Source organism: Methylophaga sp. UBA1464 (genome assembly GCF_002325665.1).
In the GTDB taxonomy this organism is placed as follows: Bacteria; Pseudomonadota; Gammaproteobacteria; order Nitrosococcales; family Methylophagaceae; genus Methylophaga.
Genome location: NZ_DCSO01000052.1, coordinates 53,767 through 61,951, shown reverse-complemented (window position 1 = coordinate 61,951; position 8,185 = coordinate 53,767). Strand labels below are relative to the sequence as shown.

Below are 8,185 nucleotides of genomic sequence, written 5' to 3'. Positions count from 1 at the left end.
ACGCCAAGATTATTCATATCGATATTGATCCGTCTTCGATCTCCAAAACTATTTCAGTAGACGTTCCGATTGTTGGCAATGTTGGAGATGTTCTGGCTGATATGAATCATTTGCTGGAAGTAAGCAAAACACAGCCGGATCAAGCAGCCTTGGCGGAGTGGTGGGCTGTTATTGATGGATGGCGTGCCAAAAGATGTATGTCTTATGATCGAAGTAGCGACCAGATCAAGCCTCAGGCAGTAGTTGAAATGATTCATGAGATCACCAGAGGCGATGCTTATGTAACATCAGATGTTGGACAGCATCAGATGTGGGCGGCCCAATACTATGGTTTCAGCAAACCGAATCGCTGGATTAATTCGGGCGGTTTAGGAACCATGGGTTTTGGTTTACCCGCCGCAATGGGTGTTCAATTGGCATTCCCTGAAGAGACAGTGATTTGTATTACTGGCGAAGGCAGTATCCAGATGTGTATTCAGGAGCTGTCTACCTGTCTGCAATATGGTTTGCCGGTTAAAATTGTTGCATTGAATAATCGTTACCTAGGCATGGTGCGTCAGTGGCAGGAATTTTTCTATCAGAACCGTTATTCGCATTCTTATATGGAATCGTTACCTGATTTCGTCAAATTAGCCGAAAGTTATGGTCATGTTGGTATTCGTATCGAACGAGTAGAAGATTTGCGTCCTAAACTGGAAGAGGCCTTTGCGCTGAAAGATCGACTGGTATTTCTGGATATAGTCACTGATCAAACCGAAAATGTGTATCCGATGATTGCACAGGGCAAAGCCCACAATGAAATGCACATGTCGCCTTACTGCGATTTACCCCAGGATCCAGAACGGGAGCTGTCATAATGCGTCATATCATTTCGATTTTGATTGAAAACGAAGCCGGTGCTTTATCACGTGTTGCAGGTTTATTTTCTGCGCGTGGTTATAATATTGAGTCGTTAACCGTTGCTCCGACTGAAGATGCGTCCTTGTCCCGTATGACAATTGTGACAACCGGAACCGACCGGATTATTGAACAGATCACCAAACAGCTGAATAAGTTGGTTGATGTGGTCAAGCTTATGGAATTGTCTGACGGACCGCACATCGAACGTGAAATGATGTTGATTAAGGTCAAAGCAGCCACCATGGACCAACGTGATGACGTCAAACGTCTGGCGGATATTTTCCGTGGACATATTATTGATGTGACGGCATCAACCTACACGATTGAACTGACCGGTGCCGGAAGCAAACTGGATTCGTTTATCGAAGCACTGTCCGAACATAAAATACTTGAAACTGTACGCAGCGGTGTTTCCGGGATTGCCCGTGGCGAAAAATGCCTGCAATTGAATTGATTTAAAAACGAAGGAATTAATAATGAGTTTGAATATTTATTACGATAAAGATTGTGACCTGTCGCTTATTCGTGGCATGAAAGTCACCATTATCGGCTATGGCTCACAGGGCCATGCTCACGCCTGTAACCTGAAGGATTCCGGTGTGGATGTGACAGTTGCATTGCGTTCCGGATCATCTTCGATTGCCAAAGCTGAAGGCGCTGGGCTGAAAGTTGCTGATACCGCATCTGCTGTCAAGCAAGCGGATCTGATCATGGTGTTAACGCCGGATGAATTCCAATCATCTTTATATAAAGATGAAATCGAACCGAATCTGAAGCAAGGTGCTGTTCTGGCTTTTGCTCATGGTTTTGCAATTGTTTATAACCAAATCCTGCCACGCAAGGATTTGGACGTCATCATGATTGCGCCTAAAGCACCTGGTCATACTGTTCGCAGTGAATTTACCCGTGGTGGTGGTATTCCTGATTTGATCGCTATCGAACAGGATGCTTCCGGCAAAGCCAAAGCCATTGCTTTATCCTATGCCTCAGCCATTGGTGGTGGCCGTACAGGTATTATCGAAACCACTTTCCGTGATGAAACTGAAACGGATCTGTTTGGTGAACAAGCGGTGTTATGTGGTGGTGCAGTTGAATTGGTTAAAGCCGGTTTCGAAACATTGGTTGAAGCTGGCTATGAGCCGGAAATGGCTTATTTTGAATGTTTGCATGAATTGAAACTGATTGTTGACTTGATGTATGAAGGCGGTATTGCCAACATGAATTATTCGATTTCCAACAATGCCGAATATGGCGAATATGTTACTGGCCCTAAAGTCATTAATGAAGAAAGTCGATGGGCAATGCGTGAAGCGTTGAAAAACATTCAGGAAGGCAAGTATGCCAAGCAGTTTATTCAGGAAGGTCAGTCAGGTTATCCTGAAATGACGGCAATGCGTCGATTGAATGCAGAACATCCAATTGAAAAAACCGGTGCAAAACTGCGTGAAATGATGCCGTGGATTCAAAAAATCGTTGATAAGTCTAAAAACTAAAAACTTTTTTTGGTTGTCCCTGACAAGGGCAGGTTGCTTGGCAACCTGCCCTTGTTTTGTTTATGAAGGTGCGGATGTCATAATGCAATCACTTCTTCTCTGAATACAGGAAATTTATGGTTAATCATGAAGAACAACAAAAACGTGGCATATATCTGTTACCGAATTTATTTACCACAGCCTGCCTGTTTGCCGGTTTCTACGCTATTGTTGCTGCCATAAGAGGCGACTTTACCACTGCAGCAGTAGCGATCTTTGTTGCGATGATTATGGATGGCCTGGATGGGCGTATTGCTCGTTTAACCAATACCCAAAGTGCTTTTGGTGCTGAATACGATAGTCTTGCAGACATGGTTGCCTTTGGTTTGGCGCCCGCATTAGTTATGTTTGAATGGGCCTTGAACGGTCTGGGTAAATTTGGCTGGATGGTGGCATTTATATATGCGGCTTGTGGTGCATTGCGACTGGCACGTTTTAATACTCAGGTGGGTATTGCTGATAAACGTTACTTTCAAGGACTTCCAAGTCCCGCGGCAGCAGCCTGTATCGCTGGTTGGGTGTGGGTAGGACATAATAATCAACTGGATCCGGCATTACTGTCATTTGTAGGGGTGCCATTGACCTTTGCTACGGCTATTCTGATGGTCAGTACTGTTCGCTATCATAGTTTTAAAGAACTTAACTTGCGGGGCAAGGTACCTTTCATGGTGATGTTGGGGTTAGTCCTGGTTTTTGCGCTTATTGCTACTGATCCGCCAATCGTTTTATTTACTGCCTTCCTGTTGTATGCGATTTCAGGCCCAGTATTAACTCTGGTACAGCTTCGGAAACATCGCAACGAACGCGCACAATCAAAATAAAATTAACAAGATACTGAGGACGTACTGTTACTCAGAATAGCTTGATAATGGGTATGGACTTTACAGAATAAAAATTTATTGAAAAATCTTCTGTAGCCCTTACCTATCCTAATTATAATGACAATAAATACTTGCTCAGTGATGAGCAGAATGTTCGGAGCGAGCGAGATGAAAGACCAACTAATCATTTTTGATACAACCTTGCGTGATGGTGAGCAGAGTCCTGGCGCGTCAATGACCAAAGACGAAAAGGTACGAATTGCCAAGTCCCTTGAGCGTATGCGCGTGGATATTATTGAAGCCGGCTTTCCCATTGCCAGTATTGGTGATTTTGAATCCGTACAAGCTGTTGCCAAGGCCGTTAAAGACAGCCGTGTCTGTGGTCTTGCGCGGGCGTTGGACAAAGATATTGATCGTGCCGGCGAAGCGCTTAAATCAGCTAATGCATCACGCATTCATACGTTTATTGCGACCTCGCCAATTCATATGCAGATGAAATTGCGGATGCAGCCCGATGAGGTGATTGAAAATGCTGTTAAGGCGGTTAAACGTGCGCGCCTGTATACAGATGATGTTGAGTTTTCTCCTGAAGATGCTGGCCGAAGTGATCTTGACTTCCTTTGCCGGGTGCTTGAGGCGGTCATTGATGCCGGTGCCAAAACCTTAAATATTCCGGATACGGTGGGCTATAACTTGCCACAACAATTTGGTGAGTTAATCAAAAATCTGCGTGAGCGCATTCCAAATTCGGACAAAGCCATTTTCTCGGTGCATTGTCATAATGACTTAGGGTTGGCGGTAGCTAATTCCTTATCCGCAGTGATGAATGGTGCGCGTCAGGTGGAATGTACTATTAATGGACTTGGTGAACGCGCAGGTAATGCTTCTCTGGAAGAAGTGGTTATGGCAGTACGTACCCGCCAGGATATGTTTGATTGCGATACCCGTTTAAACACGACGCAAATACTGGCCGCATCCCGCTTAGTCTCTGGTGTAACCGGATTTGTCGTACAACCAAATAAAGCTATCGTTGGTGCGAATGCCTTTGCGCATGAGTCCGGTATTCATCAGGATGGGGTACTGAAAAACCGCGAAACCTATGAGATTATGCGTGCTGAAGACGTGGGCTGGAATACGAATCGAATGGTGCTCGGTAAACATTCTGGACGAAATGCCTTTCGTTCACGGTTGAAAGAATTAGGAATTGAACTGGAGTCAGAGGAAGATTTAAACAGTGCCTTTACCCGGTTTAAAGAGCTCGCCGATAAAAAGCATGAAGTTTTTGATGAGGATATTCAGGCACTTGTCAGTGATACATTAACTGAAGATAACGAGCGTGTACGTTTGATTTCGATGCGCGTATGCAGTGAGACGGGTGAAATACCCGTTGCCAGCGTGACCCTGGCAGTTGATGATAAGGAAGTCAAAACTGAAATGAGTGGCAGCGGACCGGTTGATGCCGCTTTTAAAGCCATAGAATCAATGGTGCAGAGCAATACTGAGTTACAGCTGTATTCAGTAAATAATATCACCAGCGGTACAGACTCTCAGGGTGAAGTCAGTGTCAGACTGGAAAAAGGGGGACGAATTGTCAGTGGGCAGGGTACCGATACTGATATCGTGATTGCCTCGGCAAAAGCTTATATCCATGCACTGAATAAAATGTTGCTGCCGGCTGATCGGGCGCACCCGCAAGTCTGATGCAATTATCTGCCGCACAACAGTTTGCCTTGAATGAGATGGGTATCCCTGTCTGGGTACAGCGTCAGGACGATGTTAGTATTTCGGCTGCGTTGAGTAGTGATAATGATATTGTCAGCCAACTTGATTTTCAAAAAAACTGGTTGGTCATCGCGGATGAGTCAGTCACAACGGCAGAAAAACGGTTATTAAAAGCGATCTTCGCCAGTATCGATGTCGGACTTGGCGATGTACTGGTGATTAATCCGCAGCAAGCCACATTATTGGCAAAGTGTTCTGCGGACAAAACTGTCGTTCTGGTTTTAGGTGAACAATGGTCGAGAAAACTTAATGTTCAGCCGCATAATTCGTTAAGCTGTCAGCAAATTGGTCATGGTTTACTAACATTGACTGGCCCCTGTTTGCGAGATTTACTGGATCAGCCTCAACGTAAATTTGAAATGTGGCAGGTTGTACTAAAATTACGGAACTTAAGGGCCGCGCATCTTGACTGAGTTAGCGGTTAGTCAAATGCAATTGGCGGACATTGATAAAGTTTTTCATATTGAAAAGCTGGCAAACCGTTTTCCCTGGACAAAGGGCAATTTCGAAGATTGCCTGAAAAGCGGTTACCGAACCTTTCTTTATTCAGCTGATGATGAGTTGATTGGGTACAGCGTTGTACAATCGGTGCTGGATGAAGTGCATTTACTGAATATTTGTGTAACCCCCGCTCATCAGGGAAATGGTTATGGCAGAAAGATCCTGAGTCATATAATTGATGTTGCTGTGGAACAGTCTGCTGTAATTGTCGTGTTAGAAGTGCGAGCCAGTAATTTCAGGGCTCAACAACTTTATCTGTCGACAGGGTTTAATGAAATGTCAGTGCGCCGGGGGTACTATCCTGCCGAGCAGGGCCGGGAGGATGGTGTACTGATGGGTTTGGAACTTGGCATGTTATCTCAGCTTGGTCAAAGCTTGCTATAAGACATGCCCTCACATAAACTAACGTGTTTACGTTGGTTATTATCAATCAAGGAGATTTATTATGGCTTTTGAATTGCCACCACTTCCATATGCAAAAGATGCTCTGGAACCGCACATCTCTGCTGAGACGCTTGAATATCATTATGGTAAACATCATCAAACGTATGTTAATAACCTGAATAATCTGGTTCCTGGCACCGAATTTGAAGGTCAATCATTGGAAACCATTATCACTAAATCAAGTGGTGGTGTTTTCAATAATGCTGCACAGGTCTGGAATCACACTTTTTACTGGAACTGTCTGACACCTAATGGTAAAGACGCTGTTTCTGGTGACCTGGGCGCTGCAATTGATGCCAAGTTTGGTTCTTTTGCTGAGTTCAAAGAACAATTTACTAAATCAGCTACCACTAACTTCGGCTCCGGCTGGACATGGCTGGTAAAAAATGCGGATGGCAGCATTGAAATTGTGAATACAAGCAATGCGGGTTGTCCGCTGACGGCTGGCCAAATCCCCTTGCTGACTTGTGATGTTTGGGAACATGCTTATTATATTGATTACCGAAATGCCCGTCCTAAATACCTGGAATCATTCTGGACACTGGTAAATTGGGACTTTGTTGCAGCAAACTTTGCAGCATAAACTATAGAATCAGTCAGTAGTCTTATGACTACTGACTGATTCGTTATATAATTTACAGTTTTTAGAATATGGCAGTTTTCTTTTGAAACTGCCATTTTTCGTTTTAACCAGCAGAAATAACTGCTGACATTACGCCTTGAAATACAGGCAGGGAGTTAAATGCCATGACCGAATCTGTCATGCCTACTTATGGTCGTTTAGATATTTCTTTTGCTAAAGGGGAAGGTGCTTGGCTGACTGATACCCGCGGCGAGCGATATCTGGATGCATTAAGTGGTATTGCGGTTTGCAACCTTGGGCATTGTCACCCTGCAGTGACGCGTGCTATTTCTGAGCAGGCAGCAACCTTGATACATACCTCAAATATGTACCATATTGAAAAGCAGCAGTTATTGGCGGATAAGTTGACCCAGCTCTCCGGCATGGATCAGGTGTTTTTCTGCAATTCCGGTGCTGAGGCCAATGAAGCGGCTATCAAACTTGCACGTAAGTATGGTCATAGCAAAGGTATTGATAAGCCAGTCATTATAGTGATGGAAGGTAGTTTCCACGGTAGAACAATGGCCACGTTGACAGCCACAGGTAATGCCAAGGTTCAGGCCGGGTTTGAACCCTTAGTCCCCGGGTTTGTACGTGTCCCATATAATGATTTTGATGCAATTCGTATGGCGGTCAGTCACTGGCCTGAAGCGGTTGCGATTCTTGTCGAACCTGTACAGGGAGAAGGCGGCATCAAGGTTCCGGACAGTGAATATCTGTCTGCTATACGGGATTTATGTACACAACGTAAATTACTGATGATGCTCGATGAAGTGCAGACGGGTGTTGGCCGTACCGGTAAATGGTTTGCGTTTCAGCATAAGCAGGGGGTGTTACCGGATGTGATGACCTTGGCAAAAGGCCTGGGCAATGGTATGCCGGTGGGTGCTTGTTTAGTTGCGGGTCTGGCTAAAGGTGTTTTACAGGCTGGCAATCATGGCTCAACATTTGGCGGTAACCCGTTGGCCTGCAGTGCTGCAATAGCCGTACTGGATAGCATCGAGAAGCAGCATCTGCTGGACCATGTCAGCAGGCTTGGTGAGCAGATGCATCAGCACTTTAAACAACAGTTAGGTAAGACAGATGGTGTTAAGGATATTCGTCATTTGGGATTTATGTTTGGTATTGAATTAACGGTTCCGTGTGGTGACTTGGTCAAATTGGCTCTGCAGGAAAATATCCTGATTAATGTAACGGCGGAAAAAGTGATTCGTTTACTCCCACCATTGATTATTAATGCTCAGGAAGCTGAATTGATCGTGACTAAAGTCAGTCAGTTGGTCAAAGCTTTTTTAGCGACTCGCCCCATTGAGAGCGTAGCCTGATATGAGACATTTTCTGACGCTTAAAGATTTATCGCCGTCTGAATTGACCCAGTTGATTTCGCGGGCTTCTGAACTCAAAAAAATGCACCAGGCAGGTGAGATTTATCAGCCCTTAAAAAACAAAGTGCTGGCGATGATTTTTGAAAAATCATCAACCCGTACCCGGGTATCATTTGAGTCTGCCATGGTGCAGTTTGGTGGTGGTTCAATCTTTTTATCGCCGGATGATACGCAACTGGGTAGAGGCGAGCCGATTGT

Annotated in this window: 9 protein-coding genes and 1 pseudogene; all 10 read left to right on the top strand. The window is 44.8% G+C overall.

Features of this window, described 5'->3' with window-relative positions; translation table 11 throughout:
* On the top strand, nucleotides 1-857 hold an 857-nt coding region (locus tag B3O33_RS06380), incomplete at its 5' end, for a thiamine pyrophosphate-dependent enzyme (protein WP_292363212.1).
* Nucleotides 857-1,354 (top strand): acetolactate synthase small subunit, encoded by a 498-nt coding sequence (gene ilvN / locus B3O33_RS06375; protein WP_292359343.1) that lies wholly within the window; start codon nucleotides 857-859, stop codon nucleotides 1,352-1,354. The genes B3O33_RS06380 and ilvN, both read left to right, overlap by 1 nt.
* 28 nt (nucleotides 1,355-1,382) lie before the next feature.
* Nucleotides 1,383-2,393 carry a ketol-acid reductoisomerase gene (gene ilvC, locus B3O33_RS06370; RefSeq protein ID WP_292360220.1) on the top strand — a complete coding sequence of 337 codons (1,011 nt, stop codon included), beginning with the start codon at nucleotides 1,383-1,385 and terminating at the stop codon, nucleotides 2,391-2,393.
* A gap of 116 nt (nucleotides 2,394-2,509) precedes the next feature.
* Nucleotides 2,510-3,253 carry a CDP-diacylglycerol--serine O-phosphatidyltransferase gene (gene pssA, locus B3O33_RS06365; protein WP_292359344.1) on the top strand — a complete coding sequence of 248 codons (744 nt, stop codon included), beginning with the start codon at nucleotides 2,510-2,512 and terminating at the stop codon, nucleotides 3,251-3,253.
* 168 nt (nucleotides 3,254-3,421) lie between these two features.
* On the top strand, nucleotides 3,422-4,954 hold the full coding sequence (locus B3O33_RS06360) for a 2-isopropylmalate synthase (RefSeq protein ID WP_292359346.1): 1,533 nt from the start codon (nucleotides 3,422-3,424) through the stop codon (nucleotides 4,952-4,954).
* On the top strand, nucleotides 4,954-5,448 hold the full coding sequence (locus B3O33_RS06355) for a DNA polymerase III subunit psi (protein WP_292359348.1): 495 nt from the start codon (nucleotides 4,954-4,956) through the stop codon (nucleotides 5,446-5,448). The genes B3O33_RS06360 and B3O33_RS06355 overlap by 1 nt, the downstream gene beginning before the upstream one ends.
* A 16-nt stretch (nucleotides 5,449-5,464) precedes the next feature.
* Nucleotides 5,465-5,920 carry a ribosomal protein S18-alanine N-acetyltransferase gene (gene rimI / locus B3O33_RS06350; RefSeq protein WP_292359350.1) on the top strand — a complete coding sequence of 152 codons (456 nt, stop codon included), beginning with the start codon at nucleotides 5,465-5,467 and terminating at the stop codon, nucleotides 5,918-5,920.
* 61 nt (nucleotides 5,921-5,981) lie between these two features.
* Entirely contained in the window at nucleotides 5,982-6,563 is a 582-nt protein-coding gene (gene sodB, locus B3O33_RS06345; protein ID WP_292359352.1) for a superoxide dismutase [Fe], read from the top strand.
* Between the two features lie 164 nt (nucleotides 6,564-6,727).
* Nucleotides 6,728-7,927 carry an aspartate aminotransferase family protein gene (locus B3O33_RS06340; protein ID WP_292359354.1) on the top strand — a complete coding sequence of 400 codons (1,200 nt, stop codon included), beginning with the start codon at nucleotides 6,728-6,730 and terminating at the stop codon, nucleotides 7,925-7,927.
* 1 nt (nucleotide 7,928) lies between these two features.
* Nucleotides 7,929-8,185 (top strand): annotated as a pseudogene (locus B3O33_RS06335) (ornithine carbamoyltransferase); the annotation flags it as partial.

Bases quoted from the DNA above. Each gene is read 5' to 3' on its own strand.
- B3O33_RS06340 (WP_292359354.1), top strand. From the start codon at position 6,728: ATGACCGAATCTGTCATGCCTACTTATGGTCGTTTAGATATTTCTTTT.
- pssA (WP_292359344.1), top strand. From the start codon at position 2,510: ATGGTTAATCATGAAGAACAACAAAAACGTGGCATATATCTGTTACCG.
- rimI (WP_292359350.1), top strand. From the start codon at position 5,465: ATGCAATTGGCGGACATTGATAAAGTTTTTCATATTGAAAAGCTGGCA.
- sodB (WP_292359352.1), top strand. From the start codon at position 5,982: ATGGCTTTTGAATTGCCACCACTTCCATATGCAAAAGATGCTCTGGAA.
- B3O33_RS06355 (WP_292359348.1), top strand. From the start codon at position 4,954: ATGCAATTATCTGCCGCACAACAGTTTGCCTTGAATGAGATGGGTATC.
- ilvN (WP_292359343.1), top strand. From the start codon at position 857: ATGCGTCATATCATTTCGATTTTGATTGAAAACGAAGCCGGTGCTTTA.
- B3O33_RS06360 (WP_292359346.1), top strand. From the start codon at position 3,422: ATGAAAGACCAACTAATCATTTTTGATACAACCTTGCGTGATGGTGAG.